Genomic DNA, 25,065 nt, shown 5'->3' on the forward strand with positions numbered 1-25,065 from the left:
GACGTGTCTCAGAATCAAAGGGCTAGTAATTTCAAGCCGTTATCTATCAGCAGCTAAAGGAGAATCAGCCATTGCTTGTATTAGCAACGCTTTAACCTTATGTCCAAGATCAACATTTCGTTTGCTCGCTGACTCATGTGTTAGTGCTTGGCTCAGAATATTCAGAGGCCCGATCAAGTAGACCTTTTCTACGGCTCGTGTAATCGCGGTATAACACATTGTTCGATCAATATTTGGGGCCTTATCCAGAACAATGATGACTTGCTTAAACTGTGAACCCTGACTCTTGTGAATCGTCATAGCATAAGCGTGGCGAAGGGCATTGATTATATCCAACGAGATCTCTCGTTCTATGCCGTCATCCCATAGAATCTTGCCAAAGCTATACAAAGGCTCATCGTTGTCATCATTATTTATAATTTTCATTACGTTGTAAACTTGGCAAATGGTTCCTATGGAACCATTCATCAGGTCATGAGCATAAAGGTTGGAGCAACACATTACTTTGTCATGTAGTTTAAACTCAGTATCTAAATAGTGATTTGCTTCTTCTATAAATACCTTTAATGGTTTACTGTTATTCAATGCTACGCAGCGTTTATTGATATCATTAACCATTTTAGTTGTAGCGCAAATTATTTGTGTTTCATCAGGTTGTTCTAAATATATTGAGACTGCTCTCTTTTGAATTGCATTGGCTCCATTGATATCAATATGGACGACATCATCGTAGCTAAATGTTGGAAGAATACCATTACGGATAGAGGCTGAAATAGCAGGGATGTTTGAGAGTTTATCTTGCCGACGAACCTCTGTTAATGTGATTTTTGGAATATCGTGCATTGGCACTAGTTCATGGAAAACAAGACCGAAATCTACAGGTGGAAGCTGCCCAATATCGCCTAACATGATTACATGTGCAGAATTAGGAACACATCTCAATAGGCGGTACATACTAGGCAAGTCTACCATTGAGCTTTCATCGACAACAATAACAAGTTGTCTGCCTTCATAATTATTAGCATTGAAGTTTTTAATAAATCTTGCGATAGTATGAGCCTCTTGATTTGTTGCCTCTGCCATCCTTTTTGCTGCTTTGCCTGCAAGTGCGACTTGTACTGGTATTATATCTAACTTATGAAACACTGAATAAAGCGCATCTAATAATGTAGTTTTACCTACACCTGCACCACCATTAATAATTAAAAAGCGATGTTTTATAGCCCCAAAGATAGCTTCTTTTTGAAGAGAGTTTAAGTTAAAACACTTTTTACTTTCGTATTGATTGATATAAAAGTTTATCCTTTTTTCATCGATGGATAATTTACTTGGGTTTGTGATGAGGTTCACCAATCGCTGAGCAACATATGCTTCCATGGTGAAAGCACCAGCGCTCTGTAATTCATTGTCACCAACATCAAGGATATTTTCACACGATGTGGCGAGTGCGAATGCTTGATTAACATAGCACTCTGTTTTCTCTTGATTATTGGGGATATGTAAGAGCTGTTTCAGCCATATGTCTAGATCATATCGTGTTGCTAATGTACTCCCGCTAGAAAGGTGACAGTACAATGCCTCCTCGGCTGCTGCTGCGAGCCTAATAGGAGCATCCAATTGAAATCCTAGAGCCACTGAGATTCGATCACATTCATTAAAATCAACACCAAACGCTAATAATCGGTAAGGGTCTTCGCTTACCTTACTTATGGTTTCCTGTTGATAATAATCTGATACCAAAAATGAGGTGGATACTGATAATCCCAAATGTGCATTGCAGAAACGCATAGCATCAATATTTATATAGCTACGCCATGCATCGATAGTATTTTTTGCGGTGTTTTCACTTAATATCTTACGCAGGCTTACAATATCACCATTGTCCAAGATTTCAAATAAGGACTCACCAAATGTAGACCATAATGTACGGGCTTTTACTGGGCCAACACCTTTAAATCTGGCGTGACTGCCTAACATGATTACGATTTGCTCCCCTGATGGCCTAATTAGATCTAGGTATTGAGGGGTGATTACAGTGAGAATGCCTCCGTGCTCTACACGTCTACTATACTGCTTTTTGACAGCTAATTTAACCAATGCACCCTTCGCTAATATTAGTGACAGGCGATCACTGTTATTTTCAATTATGTGAATGATGTAATTGCGCTTGTAATTGCAATTACGTAGAGTGTCAGGATCTATCTGCACAGCATGAAATGAGCGACCTTTTCTGGATGAATATGGTGGTCTCGTGATGCGAAAAAACTTCTCTTGCTCGAAGTCATTCATCTAGGCACCCGCTTAAATATTTCTAGCAATTCCATACGATGCTGTTCTCGATGTGAATTTGATTGAAGAGATTTATATTCTTGCTTTAAGCCTTCTAAATGAGATTCAAGTTCTGCAACCCGTAGCTGTAATTGGCGAATCATTTTATCTTTCTCTTGAATGCTCTTTTCTTGCGGGCTGTATCGCTTTGCGGGTGCTTTTGAAGTATCCCTAGCCTGGTAGGGAAGCTCCTGCAAGGTATTCTGCTCAGCTAGCCATTGAGCCTTACTTTTAAGGTACGCAACAATGTACTTATTTTGGTAATAGCTAGAGCGAGATATACCAATCTCTTTTATTATGGCAGTTGCATTTAAACTGCCATTTTCTATGAAGTTTTGCCATTCAGCAAGGTCAAGTGGCCCGACCAAATTAGCCACCTTAACAAGATTTTCACGCGCCTTGGCATGCATTTTATCAAGTTCAAAATCTTCCAGTTCATGGCTAATACTGAATGCTTTATTCATTTTTTAAGATCTTTCAATCTGGCTTTTGTCTTCATAGAGTGTGGGAGCGGTGCTTCCAACTCCTCAATGGACATACCTCTACTTGTAGCATTGGCGAACCATCGAACAAAAGTCTCATCATAGTCAGCTAATAGTTTTTTTAACTTGATATTTTCTTCTTTTATTTTATCAAGTTTTGATTGGGTTTCTTCTGCACGCCTGCCGATATCTTCTAATATGTTGCTACTTTGATTGGCTTCTTTATAAGCCTTAACGATAGCTTCTTTTTTTGACAATGCTTGCCGAGTAAATCCTGTCTCCTGTTCTAGTTCCTTCCAAGTGACTTTATTCTTCCCACTGCGGGCAGCTAGGATTACGATGAGTTTGCAGAAGTCTTGTTCTAGTGCCGCTGTAATTTGTTTCTGTTCTTTTTTCATATTGCAACGCACCCATTATTACCATTAGGGAAAACTTGCACTAATTCACCATCTGAAATTGAATTATCCTGCTCAATGGCGAGGGCTATACGACAACCATTTAATAGTTCTTCATGAGAGCGTAGCCAGTTATTGGAACCATGATATTCAGCGTCAACTGCTGCTTTAACATGTTGAATTCGAGTTTCTTGTTCAGCTTGAAGTTTTTGTAAATGGATGATCTCTTCCTGATTTCCTTTTATACGATAATACTCAGAGCATCCACGGACGCATGCATAGTATTTTCCACATGGAGAGTCACTATAGTCATGTTTGCATAAGCCAATTGCAGTGATGAGTGTTGTACCAATGTCTTCTATCGTTTCAAGAACCTCATCACGGTCAACCAGTGTAAAGATCACGGATGCCTCTTTTGCTTGCTCTGGTGTTATATTTGAGGCGGCAAAGAGTATGTCTGCGTTATCCATGACTCTTTTAGCTGGATTAGTGTGGTCATAGGCTACATTGTCTAGAGTATACTTTCGCCCAAAGTATCGAGCAATCTCTATAGGGGTTACTGAATCTGAGAGCTCTAGCATAGTGTCTAGAAAGTGACGGAATTGATGTGATGTCAGCCGGATCTGCTCACCTTGAAAGCACAGATTTTTGCGTTCAAATACATTTTGTATACCCACTTCGGGACGACCCGCTATATAGTCATATATTTGAGTATATGATATCATTCTGAATTCCCAAGGCTCAGTTCTCTTAATAGAATGATGACGCTGATGTTGGGTAACAAATATTAGTTTATCCAGTGAGTTTGCTACAGTTAATGCTGAAATCTGTTTCCATAACTGTTCGATAGACTTCTGCGCTAATGAAAATGTTTTTTCCTTTAAGTCTGCTGAGTGGAATGCGACAGCAATTTTACCTGTATTTGGATTCCGTTTATTCGTCAGATTTATATTTCTTTTGTTTAGATAGGAAGTGAGACTTGGACGTGATGACCAGTTTAATCTTTCCCAAGTATCAGTGACAAACAACTCACAATCCTCAGTGATAATTGGGAAGAAGTCGTATTTCCCATTAGCAACGCATTTAATCGTGTCACGTACAGGTGCTAATATTTCAAGGGCGCTAGTCAGACCTTTCTTTAGGATTGGTAACAGACTTTCGGTTATTGGTTTGGTTTGATATCCAGCCCCCTTTTTGGCTCGGTAGCGGATCTCATTAATGGATAATATGTCCATTTCACCTGTGAAGACGTTTTGCTCCTCAACCTCCCTAACCTGTAAGCAGTCGACATCCAGGCAGATCACCTCATCAAATCGCAGACCCGTTGCAAACATGATTTCTACCATAGCCTGAAACAGTGCATCATCACCTTCTAGATTAGAGTTAGAAAGTGTTGCTACTGCAATGAGACTTTCATGGGTAGGTAGCTTCTCATGCCGTTTGGTAGTTGACTCAAAATCGATTCTTGTATCACTCGCGGTATGGATTTCTCCGCGTTTAGATGACTTTTTGAATGCAATTTTTTGGATGGAGAGCCGCTTCTGGTTAATGAATTTCGCAATGGATTCTAGTCTCTGACCAATACGGTAAAAGGTAGAACTTTCTAGTTTATCGTGTGCTTCCGCCTCTGCGACTTTGAAGTCATAAGTAGTCAGAGTGCTTGTTGTAATATTTCTTTTTAGCATCGCATTATCTAAATACCGATATGCAACAATATAGAAATTGAGTGTTCCTACATCTTTTGACTTCTCAATTTGCAAGGCTGAAACATGACATTTAGCTATGTCAGATAAATCTAGATTGTGAAATGCCTTCATGGCATCACGTGATGATTTAACTTTTTTACCTAGATTGTTATCTCGACTAAAATTGACTGATATATTATTTCCAGATTTTCTAGCTTGAGTCTTACAAATACCTTTAGCATCCCAGCTAAGGGCTCCCCACTCCCAACCTTCTAATGTTGCAAAGGGAGTATTTTTTTTGTAAAAGTGAACTAATTGTTCCAGATTGCTACCAGCATCTACACCAGTTGATGGCAATAATTGTAGGCTAGTATTCATAGTTCACCCCTGTCAAACATATCAGCAAACTTGCGAGCAGCTAAAAAGTTTTTATGTTGTAGAATATTTATGGTGTGAGCATCACCAAATGCTGTTTTTACTTCCTCTACCATCGTATCTACAACTGCCTTATGGTCAACGTCTTCAAAGGCTTCTAGAGAAGAGCAGTTGTAACAAGAAAGTGGGGGTTGCAGAGAACATGGGGTCGCGCTACCGCAGCTACCAATTTGAACAAGATTTAGATTTTTCGATGGCGCGAAAATACCTTGTCCTCGCTTAGAGGCATTATCAGGCGTGACAATTTTACCTGCAAATGCATCGAGTATATCCATGGCCTCACTTCGCAGTACATCATCTAGTTTTTTGGCAACAGTATGTGATTGTCTATAATAAACTTCTAGTTGTTGTAAATCGCTATGATCCATTAGTTCAGCAACAACAGACATAGGAGTGCCTTTGGCGATTAATCGTGAGCAGAAGGTTTTACGAAGTCTACGGTTGGTTACCTGGAAGTCCAGTCCAACAGCTACTCTGAACTGGTTGGTGATGTACGATATCTTGGTGATTCTTACTTGGCGCTTAACCAATTCATCTCTAACACTATAGTACTCTGAGATAACAGGCCAATCATCAGTAATTTTTGTACCTAGTATATCTTCGTAACGTGCTTTCATTAATGAAAGTAGTTTTGCAAGTGTTTTTGTTATGGGGCGAATTTTATATACATTATTATTGGCCTGCCCTCTTTGTTTTGCCCTCAAGACTTTTAGTGTGTATACACCTTTGTCTGAGAGCTGTAAGTCAGAGAACTTCAGCCTCATCACTTGGATATTTCTCATGCCAAGAACCTGGGCGCATTTCAGTGACACCAATCCCTGTAATGAATGCGTGGTTAGTGTTGCTGGAGAAATGGAGTTTAATGTGGAGATGAAGATGCGTTCTTCCTTGATCGTGAGTGGGCCACGGTCAGGGATTTCCATAATGACATCAAGACCTTTACCTTCGTCTGTACCAAACTTTATACTATCTAGGTAGTAATCATAAAAGTCTTCATCAAAGTGTGGGAGGCCTTCTTCGACACACCATTTATACATCATTCTTAAAATAGATTTAGTGCCCGCACTGCGTTCAGAGTTCATAAACTCTCTGTAGATTTCTTGTATTTTTTCAGAAATGTTTTCTGCTGCAATATCGTCAGGGATGTTTAGTAAGCGCCAGCATTTATAATGTGAGAAAAGTGCATAGTTAGAGTAGATATGACAAGCATAAGAAATCCATGCGCGAGCATGTTCTCTTAGTTGATGAGGGATTTTGTCAAAGTGTATGGTCTCCCTCTCCGGTTCCAAAAATATTTTACTTTGTGTTAAATCCAGTTGTTGGCCTGACTGACTTACAGGGTATGGGTCATAAGCAAATTGTAGATGCTGGTCTATTTGTACCAACATAATATCGTTTTTATCTAATTTTTTTGTCGGCATAGCCAGCACCTCGGCAATCATATTATGATAGTTTTCTATGTGATTCCATTTCAGCATGAAGTTGGTTTAGAACTAAGTTGCATTGTTCCATTATTGAACCAGTTTCATATATTAGACTACTATCTGAGTTATACGTCCACCCCCCAACATTATTTTTTAGCTTTTTCTGTTGAGCTGCATCAATTCCCATTTTGGTGAGCATTCTGTCAAGATTTTCAAAGAGGGTATGTCTTAATTTATGCGGGTGGATATCTGACAACTCTAAAATCTTATTCTTAATACTTGAGAAAACATCATCCAGTGCTGCTATTGATAGCGGATTATGTGGTTTGGTTGTCGCTAAGAGTAGATAAGGGCTCTTCATAGCTGAGTCGCCAAGAGATTTTCTGGCCTGTTTATATTCATCAATCAGTGATGCTAGAGGAAATGAAATAGGTATGATCCGGCCAACTGTTTTTTCGCGAGGTGATCTACCACGAGGATCGTTATGCTCGACATTCTGTTGTGTCAGGATAAATGGGTAAACTCCATGTACCAGCTTGCTCGTATGGCAGTTTGATGTTGTAAGTGATAGCAGTTCACCTTTCCTAATTCCTGTTTCTAAAAGTAATCTAAGAATTAGCTTGTTACGTAACTGAGTAGCTTTATTCCAGCCAAGCAAACTTGGCATTTCCATGACATCATACAGTGTTGCTTGTTGGACTAATGACAAACCAAGGGCGCGGCCTTGAGCTGTCTTTGGTCTTCTCAGCTTGGCTAGTTTTACTTGAAGTTTTTCCATCATCTTGGGTATTTGATGGAATAGAGGATCTGTATTACGGCGCTTGGAAATTGCTTTATCGGCTAAAAATTGAAAGTAAACCAATACTAGGTCAAGGCGTTGATTGAAATAATCAGGACTAACAATATCTGGCCGGAGGGGTCTTGCTCCGTTGATATCGTATGAGTGATGCTCAAGGTGTTTGAGAAAACTCTGGTATAAGCCCGTATCAGCAAACCCTGTGTCAGCAACAATTTCCGCTAGATCTACTTTTAGCATTGCTGCCCATCGTTCGATATGGATTAGGTGGTTTGCATTATTCTCCTGTGTTTTTTCCGCACCATACAGGTGTGTCAGTGTGAACTCACATAGCCTTGGGATGGGGAGTCCTCTCTCATCAACGATTAGATACTTACGTTCATTGTACTGCTTCATGTTGACGGTTCTGAGCTTCACTGCATCATTCCTTTACACTTTTAGACACCTATTCCTAATGTATACTCCGAGCTTTCAGAATGAGCAATCTTTACATGTTTAGAAATGAAAAAACCCCGAAATATCGGGGTTTTTAGGCATTTTGCTTTACAAGACGCTTTACACTTTAAAAAATCCGGCCCTAGAAAGGGATATCGTCGTCGAAATCCATCGGCGGCTCGTTATAAACCGGCGGCGCAGATTGTGGCTGCTGGGCAGGGCGGCCATAACCGCCTTGCGGTTGCTGCATGTTTTGCTGCGGAGCCGGCGCGGGGCGCTGCTGGTTCATCGGTTGCTGAGCTGGCATGCTTTGCTGTGGCTGGCCCCAGTTGCTTTGGCTTTGACCACCCATAGCTTGTCCGGCGCCACCTTGTGGGCGGCCACCCAGCATCTGCATGACACCACTGAAACTGTCGACCAGCACTTCAGTGGTGTAGCGCTCCTGGCCACCCTGATCTTGCCATTTACGAGTCTGCAGCTTGCCTTCTACATAGACTTGGGAGCCTTTCTTCAGGTACTCACCGGCTACTTCGGCCAGTTTGCCCATGAATACTACACGGTGCCATTCGGTACGCTCTTTCTGCTCACCAGTCTGCTTGTCGCGCCAGGATTCCGAGGTGGCCAGAGTAATGTTGGTCACCGCGCCACCACTCGGCATGTAGCGTACTTCCGGGTCTTGCCCGAGGTTACCGATCAGAATGACTTTATTGATGCCTCGACTGGCCATAATCTCTCTTCCACCTTTATATTCCGGCCAGGCAAAGCCTGGGCCAACCAAATGAGTTACCGCGCTTTTATCTTTCCCATGCTGTTATCGTATTGAACAGCATGGTTTTTCTATACCCGTAGCAGCAATCAGGTTGATGTTCACTTATTACCTGGCTCACGTTTAGCCCCCAATAGTAACAGCTGATGCGTCCCTGCGCACCCTCATCCGCGTGGTGTTGCCGGTTGGGGGGAGGAGGCAGAACGTCTCTCTGGCATGGGTCGAGAAGATACGGGTCCAATCGTAAAAAAGGATGATGTCGATAGATAATGCCTGTCTATTCATCCAGTAGTCGCTATGCCATACTGACTCGCTCAGGTTTCTGTATCGAGCGTGCAACAAGATGGAAAAAATCGTGGTCCGGGGTGCTCGCACCCACAACCTCAAGAACATCAATCTGACCCTGCCCCGCGACAAGCTGATCGTGGTGACCGGTCTCTCCGGCTCCGGCAAATCCTCGCTGGCGTTCGATACCCTCTATGCCGAAGGGCAGCGCCGCTATGTGGAGTCGCTCTCCGCCTATGCCCGCCAGTTCCTCTCTTTGATGGAGAAGCCGGACGTCGATCATATCGAGGGGCTTTCACCGGCCATCTCTATCGAGCAGAAGTCTACCTCCCACAACCCGCGCTCGACTGTTGGCACCATTACCGAGATTTACGACTATCTGCGTCTGCTGTTCGCCCGGGTCGGTGAGCCCCGCTGCCCGACTCACGAGATCCCACTGGCCGCCCAGACCATCAGTCAGATGGTGGATCAGGTGCTGGCACAGCCCGAGGGCAGCAAGCTGATGCTGCTGGCCCCGGTGGTGCGGGATCGCAAGGGGGAGCACAGCAAGCTATTGGAAAATCTGGCGGCGCAGGGCTATATCCGTGCCCGCATCGATGGCGAGGTGTGCGATCTCTCCGACCCTCCCACCCTGGAGCTGCACAAGAAGCACACCATCGAGGTGGTGGTGGATCGCTTCAAGGTGCGCGAGGACCTAGCGCTGCGGCTCGCCGAATCATTCGAGACGGCGCTGACCCTCTCCGGCGGTATCGTATTGGTAGTGCCGATGGACGGGGAGGAGGGGGTTGCCCCCATGACCTTCTCCGCCAACTTTGCCTGCCCCGAGTGTGGTTACTCCATGTCGGAGCTGGAGCCGCGCATCTTCTCCTTCAACAACCCGGCCGGTGCCTGCCCCACCTGTGATGGCCTCGGGGTGCAGCAATATTTTGATCCGGCCAAGGTGATCGGTGATCCTTCCATCAGTTTGGCCAACGGCGCCATCCGTGGTTGGGACAAGCGCAGCTTCTACTATTTCCAGATGCTGAAATCCCTCTCCGAACACTACAAGTTCGATCTGGATACGCCGTGGGAAGATCTGCCGCCGAAGACCCAGGAGGTGATCCTGCGGGGCTCTGCTCGCACCGAGATCGAGTTCCGTTACATGAATGATCGCGGCGACGTGGTGGTGCGCAAGCACCCGTTTGAGGGGATCTTGCACAACATGGAGCGCCGCTATCGGGAGACCGAGTCCAACTCGGTGCGCGAAGAGCTCTCCAAGTACATCGCCAACAAATCTTGTACCAGCTGCGGCGGTAGCAGACTGCGGCAAGAGGCGCGCCACGTGTTCGTGGATAACCGTAACCTGCCCGCCATCGCCGAGCAGTCCATCGGCGATGCGCTCGCCTTCTTCGAGGGGCTGAACCTGACCGGTCAGCGCGGTCAGATTGCCGAGAAGATCCTCAAAGAGATCATTGAGCGGCTTGGCTTCCTGGTGAATGTGGGTCTCAACTACCTGAGCCTGTCACGCAGCGCCGAAACTCTCTCTGGCGGCGAAGCCCAGCGCATTCGACTGGCGAGCCAGATTGGTGCCGGGCTGGTGGGGGTCATGTATGTGCTCGATGAACCCTCTATCGGCCTGCACCAGCGCGACAACGAGCGTCTGCTCAAGACCCTCACTCATCTGCGCGATCTGGGCAACACCGTCATCGTGGTGGAGCACGACGAGGACGCCATTCGTCTCGCCGACCACGTGCTCGATATCGGCCCGGGGGCGGGCGTGCATGGCGGCGAAATTGTGGCGCAGGGCACCCCCCAGCAGATCATCGACAATCCAGCTTCACTGACCGGTGACTACCTCTCTGGCCGCAAGCAGATTGCCATCCCTGATGAACGTACCCCGCTCAGCGGCAAGTGGCTGAAGCTCAAAGGGGCGAGCGGTAACAACCTGCGCAACGTCAATCTGGATTTGCCGCTAGGGGTGATGACCTGCGTTACCGGCGTCTCCGGCTCCGGCAAGTCGACCCTGATCAACGACACCCTGTTCCGCATTGCCCACCGCGAGCTGAACAAGGCGACCGAGTCCACGCCGGCACCCTATCGCAGTGTTGAGGGGCTGGAGCATCTGGACAAGGTGGTTGATATCGATCAGAGCCCCATCGGCCGTACCCCGCGCTCCAACCCGGCCACCTATACCGGCCTGTTCACCCCGATCCGCGAGCTGCTTTCCGGCACTCAGGAGGCACGCTCCCGTGGTTATAAGCCCGGCCGTTTCTCCTTCAACGTGAAAGGGGGCCGTTGCGAGGCCTGTCAGGGGGACGGGGTGATCAAGGTAGAGATGCACTTTTTGCCGGATGTCTACGTGCCGTGTGATGTCTGCAAGGGCAAGCGCTACAACCGCGAGACGTTGGAGGTGAAGTACAAGGGCAAGAACATCCACGAGATCCTCGACATGACAGTGGAAGATGCCCGCGAATTCTTCGACCCGGTGCCGGCGGTGGCGCGCAAGCTGCAGACCTTGATGGATGTGGGCCTCTCTTATATCCGGCTCGGCCAATCGGCCACCACCCTGTCGGGCGGTGAGGCGCAGCGGGTCAAGCTGGCGCGGGAGTTGTCGAAACGCGATACCGGTCAGACGCTTTATATTCTGGATGAGCCGACCACCGGGCTGCACTTCCACGATATCCAGCAGCTGCTCAAGGTGCTGCACCAGCTGCGGGATCGCGGCAACACCATTGTCATCATCGAGCACAATCTGGACGTGGTGAAAACCGCTGACTGGATCGTCGATCTGGGGCCGGAAGGAGGTGCCGGTGGTGGCCGCATTCTGGTGACGGGGACCCCGGAGGAGATCTGTGGCAATAAAGAGTCTCATACAGCACGTTTTTTACGGCCGCTATTGACGCGATAAACCGTTATAATCGAGGGGCCTTTGGCCCCTTTTTTTATAAAAATCGGTAACATGGAGGCGCGGCTCGTGTGATACGGGCAGGCTGGCATCACTGCGTCATGGTAAGGGATATATCGAGTTATGGCTCAGGCTCCGCGCACGATTGATCATCAGTTGGCTTACTCCATGTTCCCAATCTGGCTGGGGGCTATCCTGCTATTGCTGATCCTGCTGGCGTGGGCCCAGATCCCGGCCGCCAGCCGGATTGAAGAGCAACGAATGAAGGAGCATCTGCTGCGTGTGACCAAGGCGGTGCAGGCGGATGTGGCAGCTCTGGATGCATTTAGCCGGGATTGGGGCATCTGGGATGATAGCTACCGCTTTATGGGCAACAAGAGCAGGGCGTTCGTCGAATCCAACCTGTTCAATGATATGCCGATGCGGGACTTTAGCCTCAACCTGATGAGCTTCATGGATCTCAGTGGCTACGAGATCTGGACGCGCACCTTGCTGCCCGATGCGCCGGGAGTCAACCCGGATCAGTTTCCCTATTTCCTGGATGAACTGAAAAAGCAGTTAAGAGAGCGATCGGTGGCGCAAGGGGGCATCAATCTGCACGGGATCCGCGCTTCCCAGTGGGGGCCCTTGATGTACTCGTGGCAGCCGATCAGAAACAGCGACGAGTCGGCCCCATTCAACGGTTTCTTGCTGGTCGTGCGCTGGCTCGATAAGGCCTATCTTGATCAGGTATCGGAGCGAACCGCGCTGCCACTGGCTATCGCCCACTCCAATCTGGATGTCACTGCTACCTTCAAACCGTTGAAACCGCAAATCACGTATCGTTTGATCGACCTTGGGTTTACACGGCTTAGGGGAGAGGTGCGGTTGCTCAACAGCGATAACCAGCCGGTATTGACCCTGGTGATTGAGGAGGAGAGAAAGATCTTGAGTGGCGTCATGGAGGGGGCGCTCTGGACCTTCATTGGCATGCTGTTGATCAGTTTTACCTGCGTCATGATCGCCATGTACCGGCTCAAGGGGATAGTGCTGACCCCGTTGCAGCAGCTGGTGTCTGCGCTGCAGCGCTTTGGCGATCGGCCAGATGCCACCTTGATCCCCTATATCGACAGCAGCGCCGAGATGGCGACCCTGAGCGGCAAGTTCAGGGAGATGGCCTGCAAGGTTAGTCAGCAACACGATGATTTACTGGAAAAATCCAGTCAGATGGAGCTGGCTGCATTTACCGATCCCTTGACCCGTTGCTTCAATCGTCGCTATCTGGATGGCTGGCTGCAGGCCAACTGGGCCAAGCCTTGCCTGTTATTGCTGCTGGATCTGGATCATTTCAAACGGATCAATGATCGCTTGGGCCATGACATCGGGGATCTGGTGTTGAAACAGTTGGCTGATCTGCTGCGCAAGGTGGTAGCAGGAGAGAGCGAGCCAATTATCCGGCTGGGCGGGGAGGAGTTCTTGTTGCTGCTGCAGGTGGATGACGAGCAAGAGCTGGTCCTGCGGGTTGAATATCTGCGCCAGCGTGTCGCGCAACACCGCTTTGGCAAAGAGGATGCGCCACTCTGGTTGACGGTGTCGTTGGGGTTTTGTCGCTATCCGTTGCACCCGGAGTGCCCGGATTCATTCTGGAGTCACAGCTTCAAACTGGCTGATATGGCGCTTTATCAGGCCAAGCAAGAGGGGCGAAATCAATGGTGCGGCTACATAGGGTCACTTCCCTCAGAGGCTATCGTTATGACGGCTACCGAGCTTGCTGAGGGCCAATATCTGCAACTGCAACGGGCAGAAACTCGGGATTAGCCCTGTCTTACCAATACCAGATAGGCCAGCGCGACAATAAAACCGAGCAGGATAAAGAGAAAGGATCCGATTCCCCACACGGCCGCGAGAAAGGCCCCCACCTTTTGCCATCTCGACTCATTTTTCATAAATAAACCATTACTTCCCAATAACTTGTGTGGCGCAAAAATACGCTTGTTTGCCCATGTTAACAACAATTAATCGCCGTCCTGTCGGATTGTAAGATGTGGCTTATTTACCGCTTTTGGCAATGGGTGCTGGTAGTGCCAGCCTCTCGAGGTGGGCACTGCGGCTTGTTATCTGGGGATTCGGCGAGATTGAGATGGCGTGCAAAGATGTCACAGCAATCGATTTATTTCTGTGCAACCTTTGCTCCAAGTCAATAACTTTACATTTACAAGGGCATATAGTCAGCGGGCTTACAGCATCAAATGAAAACAAAAAAAGGGATTACGTGATGAAAAAATTACTTCCTCTGATGATTGCCGCTGCAGTGACCTCTCCCTTCGCCATGGCCCATCAGGCTGGCGATATTCTGGTTCGTGGTGGTTTGGCCATTGTTTCTCCTCAGGAGAGCAGTGACAACGTACTGGGTACCGGTGAATTTGAAATTAACAACAATGCCCAACTGGGTTTGACGCTGGGTTATATGATCACCGATAACTGGGGTGTTGAGCTGTTGGCCGCTACCCCTTTTTCTCATAAGGTCAGTACCGCTGGCTTGGGTGAAATTGCCAAGGTTAAACATCTGCCTCCAACATTGATGGCCCAGTACTATTTTGGCGATGCCCAGAGCAAGGTTCGCCCATATGTTGGTGTTGGCGTTAACTACACCACTTTCTTTGATGAGAAGGGGGTGGGAGCACTTGATGGCGCGAATATCAGCCTCGACGACTCTTGGGGTCTGGCAGGTCAGGTTGGTATTGATATGGCGGTTACAGACCGCTGGTTTGTAAACGGTTCAGCCTGGATCATGGATATCGACACAGATGTGAAAGTTGATGGTGTTGGTACCTTCAAAACGCATATCGATCCGATGGCCTTTATGGTTGGCGTCGGCTACCGCTTCTGATTATCTGATTCTGGTGGCCTTACCTAATTAGGGCCGCAGAAAATAGCAAAGTACGTCTCTTTCAGCTCGGCTTGTGCCGGGCTTTTTTCACTTGGCTTATATTTTCCAACTTGTGAGCAACCCGATACAAATCAATTAAATACCCATCGCTTTCTCTCAGTTATTCGCCACCCCTGCCGATAGTGACTATGTTCACTCTACCTTCCCCCAATGAGCGAGGATGTCTCCATGGGTTTATCTATTGTGCAGCGGATCATCGCCGGATTTGTGCTGATGCTGCTGTTGCTGATCCTGCTTGGCGTGATCAGTACCTTTAAAATCAAGGGTATAAATGACGGCCTCTCTGCCGTCTCTGACCGGGCAACCCCGCTGGTGGTGGCTGTCGCAGGTCTCAAGGGGGCATTGCAGGATAGTAACCGCTGGGTGCTGGTCTACCGCACCAGTGAAGATGCCGCCCGGTTGCCGCAGCTGGCCAATCAGTTCAAGGAGCAGCAGAACCGCTTCGCCCAGCTGAGTCAGGAGATGAGTAAATTTACCAGCGTGGCGGATGCCCGCGCCCGCTTCCAGCAGGTGGAGAGTGCCACCACACAATTTTATGGCTTGGCGGATCAGGTGCTGGCCCAGCATCGGCAGTGGGTTAGTGCATTAGATCAGCGCCACAAGCTGGAGATGGAATTTATTCGTCTTGAGGATACCTACCAGTGGGCGGCAGATTTGCTGTTGCAACAGACCGCCAGCAAGCGCTCCATGCGTAATAAAGCGGAACTCATTACCTCCGGCATTGCCCGTGATCTGAAGAATATCCGCCGTGCCGATGCCAAAACCGATCTGAACGAACTGGAAAAGGTGCTGAGTAAGGACATCGAGATGGCGCGCAAGCGTCTGGAACGGGTGTTGGTGCCGGATGATGTGAAAGCGCGTTTCGTCTCCAATCTGGATCGGATGCAGGAGTTGGCGCTCGGTGCTCAGGGCTTGCTGGCGACCATGCGTCAGGCCCAACAGCTGGAGCTGTCGCTGGCGACTCAGAATCAGCAGCTGGATGCCAGTCTGGCCAACAGCCTCAATTTGCTGGACGAGATGGGTAAGTCTGCCGGTGCCATCGCCAGCGATAGCCGGATCAACGCGGATGCGGCGGTCAGCAGTGCCAGCTTCTGGATCCTGGTGGTTGCCGCGATGTCAGCTGCTGCTGCGCTGGTGATCGGCTATACCACGGCGCGCAGCATTCAGCGTCCGTTACAGATGATCAACAGGGAGCTGGATTACATGGCGGCCGGTGACATGACTCGCCGCATCAACTACCGCAGCAGTTGCGAGTTTGGCAACCTCTCCCGTTCCATCGACACGCTCGCAGGCAAGACCGGCGAGCTGCTCTCTCAAATCAATGCGGGCTCCCGCCATCTGGTGGATGAGGCGAGCCGCGCCGCCGAGATCAGCGAGCGGGCCATGTCCAGGGTACAGGAGCAGAAGAGCCAGACCGATCAGGTGGCCGCCGCGATTACCGAGCTGGAAGTGAGCGCTACCGAGGTGGCCCGCTCTACCGATGGCACCAAACGGGAAGTGGATCTGGCCGATGACGAGGCACGCAGTGGCCGCCAGAAAGTAGCGACCACTCGCAAGATCACCGAGCAGCTGGCTGGCGCCATGGAAGAGGCGGTCGGCATTACCTACAAGCTGGGTGAGTTCAGCAACAACATCGGCAGCATCCTCGATGTGATCCGCAGCATTGCCGAGCAGACCAACCTGCTGGCGTTGAACGCCGCCATCGAAGCGGCCCGTGCTGGCGATGCCGGTCGTGGTTTCGCGGTGGTGGCCGATGAGGTGCGGGCGCTGGCCAATCGTACCCAAACCTCGACCGAAGAGATCCAGAGGATGATTGAGAACCTGCAAAGCTCCAGCAAGCAGGTGGTCGAGGTGATGGGGCGCAGCCAGGAGCAGACTCAAAGCTGTGTCGAGCAGACCCGCGAGATGGATCTGGCGCTGCAATCCATTGCCGAGCGGATGGGGGCCATCAAGGCGATGGCCGATCAGGTGGCCCATGCCGCTCAGGAGCAGATCTCCGTCAGTCAGGGGGTTGCTCGTCATATCGCCGGTATTGCCGATGTGGCATACGAGACAGAGCGGGAGGCGCGCGAATCCGCCAGCAGCAGCGAAGTGCTGGCAGAGCTGGTTGCCAAACAGCAGCAATTGATTGCACATTTCAAGGTCTAGGAGGGCTTATGTCTAAAAAGTGGATTGGAGCCCTGAGTCTCCTGTTGTGTGGCCAGCTGATGGCCAGCGAGCTGGTGATTGAAAGCTGGCGAACCGATGACAAGGCGCTGTGGGAACAGAAGATCATCCCGGCGTTTGAAGCGGCGCATCCCGGCATCAAGGTGAGTTTTCACCCGGTGCAAAACGTCAACTATATGCCCACTCTGTGGGAGAGCCTTAAGGGGGGCAAGGCGGGGGATCTGATCACCTGTCGTCCGTTTGATGATTCGCTCGCCCTGTTCAAGGCGGGCCATCTGGCCGAGCTGACCGAAATGGCGGGGATGGAGAACTTCCCGAGTTTTGCCCAGTCACCCTGGCAGACTGATTCCGGTGCCCAGACCTTCTGCGTGCCGATGGCCTCGGTGATCCATGGCTTCTTCTATAACAAGAAGATCTTCAGTGAGTTGGGGCTCACCCTGCCGCAAACCCGCGACCAGTTCTTTGCGGTGCTGGACAAGGTCAAAGCCGATGGCCGTTATGTGCCGCTGGCCATGAGCGGCTCCGAGAGCTGGGTCGCCTCCGAGCTGGGCTTCCAGAACATTGGTCCCAACTACTGGAAGGGGGAGGACGGTCGTCTGGCGCTGATCGGTGGGCAGGAGCGGTTGGACAACCCGCAATATGTGAAGGTGTTCGATGAGCTGGCGCGCTGGCGCTCCTACCTCGGTGAAGGTGGCGAGAGCCGCGATTATGCGACCAGCAACGAGCTGTTCACCTCGGGCAAGGCCGCCTTCTATGTGGCGGGCTCTTGGGAGATTGCCCCCTTCACCGGCAAGGTCGATTTTGGCGTCATGCGTCCACCGGTGGCCAAACAGGGAGATGGCTGCTTCTTTACCGACCACACCGATATCGGTATGGGGATGAATCCGGCCAGCAAGAATAAAGAGGGGGCCATGGCCTTCCTGCAGTGGCTTGCCACGCCGCAATTTGCCGAGCTCTATACCAACTCGTTGCCGGGATTCTTCTCCCTCTCCAACCACTTCTTCGATGTCACCAATCCGGCGGCCAAAGAGATGATGGAGTGGCGCGATCAGTGTGATTCGACCATTCGGGTGGCGACCCAGATCCTCTCCCGTGGTACGCCCAAGCTGGGGGATGAACTGGCCGAGGTGAGTCAGGCGGTATTGCTTGGCAAGATGGAGCCCAAGGCTGCCGCGGATCGACTGGAAGGTGGCTTGAAGGGTTGGTATGCCCCTCATCAGGGCAATAAGGCCAAAAGCGCGGATTGTCAGTGTGATGCAGTGACCCCGGCACCGGTTTCAGCACCGGTTGCTGTCTCGGCAGCACCTGCGACCAGTGAGGCTCTCGCCACGGTGGCTCCAGTCGTCACTCCCACTGAGCCCGCATCAGCGGCGACGGCGCCATTACCGGCGCCTTCGGCGGAGGTGGAGCGGGCGCTCTCCAATGAGCTGGAAGCGCCGCAGCAATAAGTCATCAGCATTAATAACAAGCGGGAGGCATCAGCCTCCCGTTTTATTTATCAGTGGTTGTCACAGTGAGCGGCGTTATTGTGCTTCGCGCGGCCAGCGACAGAGGCTGCCGATACGGGCTACCGGGGTGAATCCCAGAGAGCGATAGATCCGCTGGGCATGGTAGTGCTCGTCGGCCACTATGATCAGCTGTTTGGCGCGGGACAATCCTGCGTGGGCCACCTGACTGAGCAGCTGGCGGCATAACCCCTTGTTGCGCCACGCCTGGTGAGTACGTACCAACTGGAAACGCCCCAGCGAGCCGCAAAAGAAGAGGCCACAGCTGGCGACCAGTTGCCCCTCTTGCCAGATCCCCCACCACTCCCCGAGACCATCGGCAATCATGGCCTGATAGAGAGCTTGGCGGGATCGCAGATAGGGGAGATAGCTCTGTTCCGAGTGCCCCTCATCTCGCTCATGGAGTTCGAAGTCGAGCCATTCAGACCAATCAACAATGGTGAAGGGACGTGCCTGAACCTGGTCCATGTCGCTATTAGGGGGCGGGCAGCTCTGCTTATCCAGTGCCAACACCACGCACTCCATATATTGGTATCCCGTTGCGACAAAACCGGCGATCCGGCTGTTTTGCCCTGCTGCCAGTGGCCACTGAAAGGTGCGGTGGCGTACTCGAGGATCTTGACCGATCAACTGATCGAATGCGGCTTCCAGCCAGCCTTTGTCACGGTCGCTGGGTGGGGTGGGGAGTAGCAGGTAGTTGCCGAAATAGTAGTCGGGAGCATCCGGCGTGCGAACCGCCCAGAACTGATCGTGTCGAACGACTTCGCCCTGATAGCGATCGAACAGCAAGTCGGTGGCAAAGCCGGGGTGGGTATCCATGATGGTGCTCCTGCAAAGACTCATTTTGTTATCGGCAGGAGTAAGGAATAGATGAAAAAGGGGCCGGAGAAACCTCCGGCCAAACAATCACACGCAGATTCAGAACGTCCAGGACGATCTGGCCCCATCATAACGCGACTGTCGCAAATTTGGGATGGGCACTTTTCGGTTACTTACCGTTAATTATGTAAATATGATATTCACAGTATTGGGTGACAGGTAAATCTCTGTTGACTTTGTCCCGGTTTCACCATAAATATAAAGACGTTTAGACGTCCAAACATCCGTTTTGACGTGTGTAAATGGATTGCAGGACAGGGAGAAGAGCAGATGGGATTTCACAGTGCACGTCAGGTTGAGGCGCTCAACCAGAGCTTGGCTGATTTGAATGGCGATATATCGGTCAGTTTCGAGTTTTTTCCACCCAACAGTGAAGGGATGGAGAATACCCTCTGGCAGTCCATCGAACGGCTGAAAGTGCTGGAACCCAAGTTCGTCTCCGTCACCTATGGCGCCAACTCCGGCACTCGTGATCGCACCCACAAGGTGATCAAGGACATCAAGGAGCGGACCGGCCTGATTGCGGCGCCGCACCTGACCTGTATCGATGCCAGCCGCGACGAATTGCGCACCATCGCCCGCGACTACTGGAACAGCGGTATTCGCCATATTGTGGCTTTGCGCGGTGACTTGCCGCAGGGGTTGGACAAGCCGGATATGTATGCCACCGATCTGGTTGCCCTGCTCAAGTCAGAGGCTGACTTCGATATCTCGGTTGCCGCCTATCCGGAAGGCCACCCGGAGGCCAAGAGTGCGCAATCCGATCTGCTCAACCTCAAGCGCAAGATCGATGCCGGTGCCAACCGTGCCATTACCCAATTCTTCTTCGATGTGGAGACTTATCTGCGCTTTCGGGATCGCTGTGCCGCCATCGGTATTGATGCCGAAATCGTGCCGGGGATCCTGCCGGTCTCCAACTACCAGACCCTGGCCAAGTTTGCCGGTTTCACCAACGTGAAGATCCCGCGCTGGATGCATCAGCGTTTCGAGGGGCTGGATAACGATCAGATGACCCGTAATCTGGTGGGGGCGAGCATCGCCATCGATCAGGTGCGCGTGCTGAGTCAGGAGGGGGTGAAGGATTTCCACTTCTATACTCTGAACCGCTCGGAGCTGACCTATGCCATCTGTCATACCCTGGGGGTTCGTCCCAAGGGCTGACCTGTGGTTACCGCGATAAAAGCAAAAAGCCAATGAGTTGCTCATTGGCTTTTTCGTTATGGCCGATTATCAAGGTCTGGCCGGGGCGATCTCTTTTGGCTCAAGATCGATAACCGCATTACCGGCAGCCCCCGGATACTGGTGATAGACCTGATCCTGTTCCAGTGTGTAGAAGGTATCCAGATAGTCGTCGTTGTTGGTCATCCAGGAGTCGGGCAGCGCCTTGACGAGGCGACCGCCGAGATCGAGGAAAGGCAGCGCTTCCGGCACTCCACCCGCAGTAAAGCCGAGTTTGAGGGCTTCAATCAGCAGGGCGCTCAGCTCCTTGTAGTTGACGTTGTCATCCTGCTCCATCATCACCACATCGACGGCACCCCAGCGATAGCGATCCCAATAGACCAGGAGCTGGTTGGGGGTGTAATCGGTGTTGTCATAGTCGAGGTAGGGCATGTCGACAATATCGACCACAGGCTCATCCCGGCTGGGATTGACCCCTGCGACTACCGCATACACTTCGGCCGCGCCGAGCAGCCAGGGCTCGTGATCATCCTTCAGTCTGATCTTTTTCAGGACACTGGTCTTGAGCGGCGCCGTGCTGGCCGCCGCTCGCGGGGCGCTTTGCAGATCTGCATCGGCCAACGCCTTACGCATCACCTTCAAGCCTGCGTTCTTGGCTTTGACGGGATCGGCTTCGACCACCAGAACCGGCCGGGCCGGTGCCTTGTCCACATCCAGATAGACGGGATTGCCAGCGCTGTCGAATGCTTCAATGGCGCTCCAGCTCTTCTCATCCCCGCTCGGAACATAGGCGACCAGCGGTTCGACGCCCTGTTGCAGTGCGGCGGCCTGATCGGTGTTGGCCAGCCGCAACTGCATCAGTTGCTTGACCTCGCCATCCAGTCCTTGCCGGCTGATAGCCGCCTGGTTGGCATCGCTCGCCTGCCGTTTAAGGCGTGGGCTGGCTTTTTGCAGCAGGTTGGGAAGCGGGCTTTGGTATTGCTGATTGCTCAGCAGGGGCAGCAGGTTTTTCTGCTGAAGGGCTAGCTGGCGAGCCAGCTCCCTGTCCGTGTCGGCTGCGTGTGCCGTGCTGACGCCCAAAAGCGCCAACAATATGATGAAAGCCTGATGTTTCATTATTGTTCTCCGTTGCATGAACCTGACAGGGCACCATGTCCGGGAAGAGTGGTGCCCTGACACCACTAAAGGGCAATTAGTTTCATCTGTGAATTAATTTATCTGGATCTTGCGCAGGCCATCACGGTTTGAAGTCTCATTGATTCGTTTGTCGATATGATTGGAACTGATAGATAACGAGGCTAACCAGCAGACCCCAGCAGGCCGCCGCGATGCCGAGCAGGCTGATCCCGGACGCGGTAATGATGAAGGTAAGCAGCGCAGCTTCTCGCGCCTCATCCTGTTGCAAGGCAGAGTGCAGGCTGTTGCCGATGGTGCCTAGCAGGGCCAATCCGGCGACGCAGGTGATCAGTGCTGCCGGGAAGGCGCTAAACAGGGCAGCGACGGTCGCGCCAAAACAGCCGGTTACAAGATAAAAGCAACCCGCCCAGACCGCAGCAGGCCAGCGGCGCTTGATATCCGGGTCGACCTCTTTGCCCATGCAGATGGCGGCGGTGATGGCGGCCAGATTGAAGGCATAACCACCAAAAGGGGCGAGCAGCAGGCCGGTCAGGCCGGTCCAGCTGATCAATGAGGAGGTGGCAGGTTGATAGCCATGGGCTCGCAAGATGGCGATCCCCGGCATGTTTTGCGATGTCATGGTGACAATGAACAACGGCAGTGCGATGCCAAACAGGGCATCGAGGGAGAAGGTCGGCCATGTCCAGAGCGGGCTGGCGAGTTGCCAGTGCAGAGCTGCCAGCTGCAAATCCCCCCGCACGCTGCTGATCAGCATCCCCACTCCCAGTACCAGCACCATGGTATAGCGGGGCCAGAGATGATGCCCCAGCAGGAAGGTCAGCAGCAGGGTGCCAAGCAGCAGGGGGTCTTGCGGAGCGACCTTGAACAGATCCAGTCCGAATCTGAGCAGCACACCAGCCAGCATGGCGGCGGCCAGCGGAGCCGGAATATGTTTCATCAAGCGGTCGAACCAGCCGCTGATGCCACAAAGAGTGATCAGCAAGGACGAGATCACAAAGGCGCCGATGGCTTCCGCCAGAGTGAAGTTGCCCAGCGTGGTGATCAGTAGGGCCGCGCCCGGGGTGGACCAGGCGGTCAGTACGGGCATGCGGTAATAGAGAGAGAGGCCGATGCAGCTCACCCCCATGCCGATCCCCAGCGTCCAGAGCCAGGAGGCGACTTGGGCAGTATCAGCGCCAGCCGCCGTGGCGGCCTGAATGATCAGGATGACAGAGCTGGTGTAGCCGACCATCACGGCGATAAAGCCTGCGACCAGATGGGGGAGGGCAAAGGGCATGGGGATTTCCTCTTGGCGTTGTGACGTGCTGTGCGTTATTACGTACAATCTGGTTTTGACTATATCGTCGTGCGCTATAGCGCACAAGGCGCATTGTGCAAGAGTAATAAAGAGGCAGTTATGCAAGAGATGAGTCAGCATCTGGCCACTCGGCTGAAGGGGCTGCGCAGCGAGCGAGGCTGGAGCCTGGATGCCGCCGCGCGCGAGACGGCTGTCAGCAAGGCGATGCTGGGGCAGATTGAGCGAGGAGAGTCTAGCCCGACGGTGGCAACGCTGTGGAAGATTGCGACCGGTTTTCGAGTCTCATTTTCCAGTTTCATCGAGCCTACGCCAGCCGCGCAGGCAGAGGTGCTCTATCGCACCGCCGATGCTATTCGCCAGCAGCCAGCGGGAGAGGGCATGCAAGTGGCACCGCTTTTCCCTTATGAGAACCGGTTTGGCTTCGAATTGCTTGAGCTGACCCTGTTGCCAGGTTACCAGCGTGAATCCGACCCCCATGAGCCGGGAGTGACCGAGCATGTCATCGTCATCAGCGGCTTGATGGAGGTGCTGGCGGAAGGGGAGTGGCGCTCACTGGCGCAAGGGGAGGCGGTGCGCTTTGCTGCCGACCGTCCCCACGGTTATCGCAATCTGGGCATAGCCCCGGCTATTTTCCACAACCTGATCCACTATCCGGTGGCAACATCCTGAATATGTTCCGCAGAGATCAACCCGGTCGACCATCTGCTCTGGGGCGGGTCAGTATCCGGGTATAGACCCAGACAAACAGACCATAGGCAGTGATCCAGGCAAGCGCGCTGAGGTTCCAGCCATGCAGGGTATAAGCAGGCCAGAATAGCGGAATCACCACCCGTATTGTGGCGGCAGCGATAACCAGGGCAAATGCGACTGTGATCCTGCGCCCCACCTGCAAGGCCCGACCGCTATGGCCGAGGGATACTCGCGCAATCATACCCAGGATCATGGTGCCCATGCAGCCTGCGCTGAGCAGGTGGCTGGCCATCGACAGCGTGATGGGCAGATCCGCGCTATGTGCCGCCAGGGCGAGCAGGCCAAGGGGAATAAACAGATAGGCGAGATGGAGTGACCACAGTAGTGGATGTGCAAGGGTCGAGGGCAGATGCCAACGCAGTTGCCGCCACAGTTGCAAACTCGCCGCCACTATATATAGAGGCACTATATATATGCTGGTGACCCACAGGGTGGGCAACAGCAGCCAGAGCAGCAAGATAAGCCACTGTGCAGCGAGTGCTGTGCGCTCCAGCCAGAGCAGAGGCGCTGCTTTCTCCTGACCGGTTGCTCGGGCGGTGAAGAACGGAATCACCCTTCCACCCATCACGGCGATCAGGGTGGTAAACAGCAGCACAGTTGTGATCAGCAGATTCTCAACGGTGGTCCACTCTGCATGCCATAACCAGCTGGCGCCATTGAGCAGGGTCAGTATCAGTAACAGGGGCACAAAGAAGAGGTTGCGCCATTGCCGGGTGATCAAAATAGGCTTGGCAAGGAACCAGGCGCAAAGCGGTAGCCAGAGCAGGTCTGCCACCATCAAGAGTGTATTCTCCTCACCCAGCCAGGGTAACAGCGCCCTTGGCAACATCCACAACCCCACCACCAGTGCCAATGGCCAGCTCCGAACACCGGGATGGGTCGTCCAGTTCTGCACCGCGGTGAGCAGAAAACCCACGACGATGGCGGCCCCGAAACCAAACAGCATCTCATGACCATGCCACCAGACCGGGTTGCCAATCCCGGGCAAGGTTAGCCAACCGTTGAGCTGTCCCAGCCAGAGCAACATAGCGACGGCAGCAAACAGAGCCCCGAACAAGAAGAAGGGTCGGAACCCCAAGCGGAACAGCGGGACGATTTGCTCTTCCTTATGGCTATCGAGGATTTGATGCATGAGGGCATTCCAATTGAACATTTGAGATGGCAATTATAAATTGGCTTTTCAAATGTTCAATTTAAATCCGGCAATAGTCAGGATTGATGCCATTTCGAACAAAAAAAGAGGTGGTTGCTTGATATCTGAGCGAACGAGCTTTTTTGCTGAAAAAGTCCTTGTCATCCCGGCGCGGC

General features: G+C 51.6%; 18 protein-coding genes. 7 read left to right on the top strand and 11 right to left on the bottom strand.

From position 1 onward, the window contains the following. Positions 1-39: 39 nt before the first annotated feature. From BN1135_RS21660 to BN1135_RS12640, 7 genes are all read right to left on the bottom strand, one after another. Positions 40-2,289, bottom strand: a complete 2,250-nt coding sequence (locus BN1135_RS21660) for an AAA family ATPase (protein WP_071287650.1) — start codon at positions 2,287-2,289, stop codon at positions 40-42. Continuing rightward, the gene (locus tag BN1135_RS12615; RefSeq protein ID WP_010676173.1) at positions 2,286-2,792 is read right to left on the bottom strand and encodes a hypothetical protein; all 507 of its coding nucleotides are present in this window, start codon (positions 2,790-2,792) and stop codon (positions 2,286-2,288) included. Before BN1135_RS12615 ends, BN1135_RS21660 begins: the two co-directional genes overlap by 4 nt. Next, positions 2,789-3,208: a hypothetical protein gene (locus BN1135_RS12620; RefSeq protein WP_005895563.1), complete on the bottom strand. Its 420-nt coding sequence runs from the start codon at positions 3,206-3,208 to the stop codon at positions 2,789-2,791. Before BN1135_RS12620 ends, BN1135_RS12615 begins: the two co-directional genes overlap by 4 nt. Further along, positions 3,205-5,268 (bottom strand): integrase, encoded by a 2,064-nt coding sequence (locus BN1135_RS12625; RefSeq protein WP_223290127.1) that lies wholly within the window; start codon positions 5,266-5,268, stop codon positions 3,205-3,207. The genes BN1135_RS12620 and BN1135_RS12625 overlap by 4 nt, the downstream gene beginning before the upstream one ends. Further along, positions 5,265-6,803, bottom strand: a complete 1,539-nt coding sequence (locus BN1135_RS12630; RefSeq protein ID WP_223290128.1) for a site-specific integrase — start codon at positions 6,801-6,803, stop codon at positions 5,265-5,267. The genes BN1135_RS12625 and BN1135_RS12630 overlap by 4 nt, the downstream gene beginning before the upstream one ends. After that, positions 6,769-7,941: a site-specific integrase gene (locus tag BN1135_RS12635; protein ID WP_139245259.1), complete on the bottom strand. Its 1,173-nt coding sequence runs from the start codon at positions 7,939-7,941 to the stop codon at positions 6,769-6,771. Before BN1135_RS12635 ends, BN1135_RS12630 begins: the two co-directional genes overlap by 35 nt. A 181-nt stretch (positions 7,942-8,122) precedes the next feature. Beyond that, positions 8,123-8,707, bottom strand: coding sequence for a single-stranded DNA-binding protein (locus BN1135_RS12640; RefSeq protein ID WP_042021574.1), 585 nt, complete (start codon positions 8,705-8,707; stop codon positions 8,123-8,125). Between the two features lie 382 nt (positions 8,708-9,089). Here BN1135_RS12640 and uvrA point away from each other — a divergent pair, with 382 nt between their 5' ends. The 5 genes from uvrA (at position 9,090) to BN1135_RS12665 (ending at position 18,458) form a co-directional block, all read left to right on the top strand. Beyond that, entirely contained in the window at positions 9,090-11,918 is a 2,829-nt protein-coding gene (uvrA, locus tag BN1135_RS12645) for an excinuclease ABC subunit UvrA (protein WP_042021577.1), read from the top strand. A gap of 120 nt (positions 11,919-12,038) precedes the next feature. Further along, entirely contained in the window at positions 12,039-13,712 is a 1,674-nt protein-coding gene (locus BN1135_RS12650) for a sensor domain-containing diguanylate cyclase (RefSeq protein ID WP_042021579.1), read from the top strand. A gap of 457 nt (positions 13,713-14,169) precedes the next feature. Further along, positions 14,170-14,784, top strand: a complete 615-nt coding sequence (gene ompW / locus BN1135_RS12655; RefSeq protein WP_042021582.1) for an outer membrane protein OmpW — start codon at positions 14,170-14,172, stop codon at positions 14,782-14,784. Between the two features lie 228 nt (positions 14,785-15,012). Next, on the top strand, positions 15,013-16,992 hold the full coding sequence (locus BN1135_RS12660) for a HAMP domain-containing methyl-accepting chemotaxis protein (protein ID WP_042021584.1): 1,980 nt from the start codon (positions 15,013-15,015) through the stop codon (positions 16,990-16,992). A gap of 8 nt (positions 16,993-17,000) precedes the next feature. Further along, positions 17,001-18,458: an ABC transporter substrate-binding protein gene (locus BN1135_RS12665; RefSeq protein WP_042021587.1), complete on the top strand. Its 1,458-nt coding sequence runs from the start codon at positions 17,001-17,003 to the stop codon at positions 18,456-18,458. 75 nt (positions 18,459-18,533) lie between these two features. Here BN1135_RS12665 and BN1135_RS12670 read toward each other — a convergent pair whose 3' ends face one another. Next, positions 18,534-19,334 (bottom strand): GNAT family N-acetyltransferase, encoded by an 801-nt coding sequence (locus BN1135_RS12670; protein WP_042021590.1) that lies wholly within the window; start codon positions 19,332-19,334, stop codon positions 18,534-18,536. 330 nt (positions 19,335-19,664) lie between these two features. Between BN1135_RS12670 and metF the strand changes: the two genes are divergently transcribed. Continuing rightward, positions 19,665-20,555, top strand: coding sequence for a methylenetetrahydrofolate reductase (metF, locus tag BN1135_RS12675; RefSeq protein ID WP_033138589.1), 891 nt, complete (start codon positions 19,665-19,667; stop codon positions 20,553-20,555). Between the two features lie 69 nt (positions 20,556-20,624). Here metF and BN1135_RS12680 read toward each other — a convergent pair whose 3' ends face one another. Together BN1135_RS12680 and BN1135_RS12685 are read right to left on the bottom strand one after the other, a co-directional pair. After that, positions 20,625-21,689, bottom strand: coding sequence for a DUF3103 family protein (locus tag BN1135_RS12680; protein WP_042021592.1), 1,065 nt, complete (start codon positions 21,687-21,689; stop codon positions 20,625-20,627). A 136-nt stretch (positions 21,690-21,825) separates the two neighbouring features. Further along, positions 21,826-22,986, bottom strand: a complete 1,161-nt coding sequence (locus tag BN1135_RS12685) for a benzoate/H(+) symporter BenE family transporter (RefSeq protein ID WP_042021594.1) — start codon at positions 22,984-22,986, stop codon at positions 21,826-21,828. Between the two features lie 120 nt (positions 22,987-23,106). On the opposite strand from BN1135_RS12685, the gene BN1135_RS12690 reads away from it, so the two are divergent. Then, a complete protein-coding gene (locus BN1135_RS12690) occupies positions 23,107-23,676 on the top strand; it encodes a helix-turn-helix domain-containing protein (protein WP_042021596.1) in 570 nt (189 codons plus the stop codon). Positions 23,677-23,692: 16 nt separating this feature from the next. Here BN1135_RS12690 and BN1135_RS12695 read toward each other — a convergent pair whose 3' ends face one another. Continuing rightward, the gene (locus tag BN1135_RS12695; protein ID WP_042021609.1) at positions 23,693-24,889 is read right to left on the bottom strand and encodes an NnrS family protein; all 1,197 of its coding nucleotides are present in this window, start codon (positions 24,887-24,889) and stop codon (positions 23,693-23,695) included. Positions 24,890-25,065 lie beyond the last annotated feature (176 nt).

This window comes from Aeromonas sobria (genome assembly GCF_000820145.1).
GTDB lineage: Bacteria > Pseudomonadota > Gammaproteobacteria > Enterobacterales > Aeromonadaceae > Aeromonas > Aeromonas sobria.

Coding starts and splice junctions, on each gene's coding strand:
- BN1135_RS12680 (WP_042021592.1), bottom strand. CDS start 21,689: ATGAAACATCAGGCTTTCATCATATTGTTGGCGCTTTTGGGCGTCAGC.
- BN1135_RS12620 (WP_005895563.1), bottom strand. CDS start 3,208: ATGAAAAAAGAACAGAAACAAATTACAGCGGCACTAGAACAAGACTTC.
- BN1135_RS12690 (WP_042021596.1), top strand. CDS start 23,107: ATGCAAGAGATGAGTCAGCATCTGGCCACTCGGCTGAAGGGGCTGCGC.
- BN1135_RS12665 (WP_042021587.1), top strand. CDS start 17,001: ATGTCTAAAAAGTGGATTGGAGCCCTGAGTCTCCTGTTGTGTGGCCAG.
- uvrA (WP_042021577.1), top strand. CDS start 9,090: ATGGAAAAAATCGTGGTCCGGGGTGCTCGCACCCACAACCTCAAGAAC.
- BN1135_RS12615 (WP_010676173.1), bottom strand. CDS start 2,792: ATGAATAAAGCATTCAGTATTAGCCATGAACTGGAAGATTTTGAACTT.
- BN1135_RS21660 (WP_071287650.1), bottom strand. CDS start 2,289: ATGAATGACTTCGAGCAAGAGAAGTTTTTTCGCATCACGAGACCACCA.
- BN1135_RS12635 (WP_139245259.1), bottom strand. CDS start 7,941: ATGAAGCAGTACAATGAACGTAAGTATCTAATCGTTGATGAGAGAGGA.
- ompW (WP_042021582.1), top strand. CDS start 14,170: ATGAAAAAATTACTTCCTCTGATGATTGCCGCTGCAGTGACCTCTCCC.
- BN1135_RS12670 (WP_042021590.1), bottom strand. CDS start 19,334: ATGGATACCCACCCCGGCTTTGCCACCGACTTGCTGTTCGATCGCTAT.
- BN1135_RS12630 (WP_223290128.1), bottom strand. CDS start 6,803: ATGCTGAAATGGAATCACATAGAAAACTATCATAATATGATTGCCGAG.
- BN1135_RS12685 (WP_042021594.1), bottom strand. CDS start 22,986: ATGCCCTTTGCCCTCCCCCATCTGGTCGCAGGCTTTATCGCCGTGATG.
- BN1135_RS12695 (WP_042021609.1), bottom strand. CDS start 24,889: ATGCATCAAATCCTCGATAGCCATAAGGAAGAGCAAATCGTCCCGCTG.
- BN1135_RS12640 (WP_042021574.1), bottom strand. CDS start 8,707: ATGGCCAGTCGAGGCATCAATAAAGTCATTCTGATCGGTAACCTCGGG.
- BN1135_RS12660 (WP_042021584.1), top strand. CDS start 15,013: ATGGGTTTATCTATTGTGCAGCGGATCATCGCCGGATTTGTGCTGATG.
- BN1135_RS12625 (WP_223290127.1), bottom strand. CDS start 5,268: ATGAATACTAGCCTACAATTATTGCCATCAACTGGTGTAGATGCTGGT.
- metF (WP_033138589.1), top strand. CDS start 19,665: ATGGGATTTCACAGTGCACGTCAGGTTGAGGCGCTCAACCAGAGCTTG.
- BN1135_RS12650 (WP_042021579.1), top strand. CDS start 12,039: ATGGCTCAGGCTCCGCGCACGATTGATCATCAGTTGGCTTACTCCATG.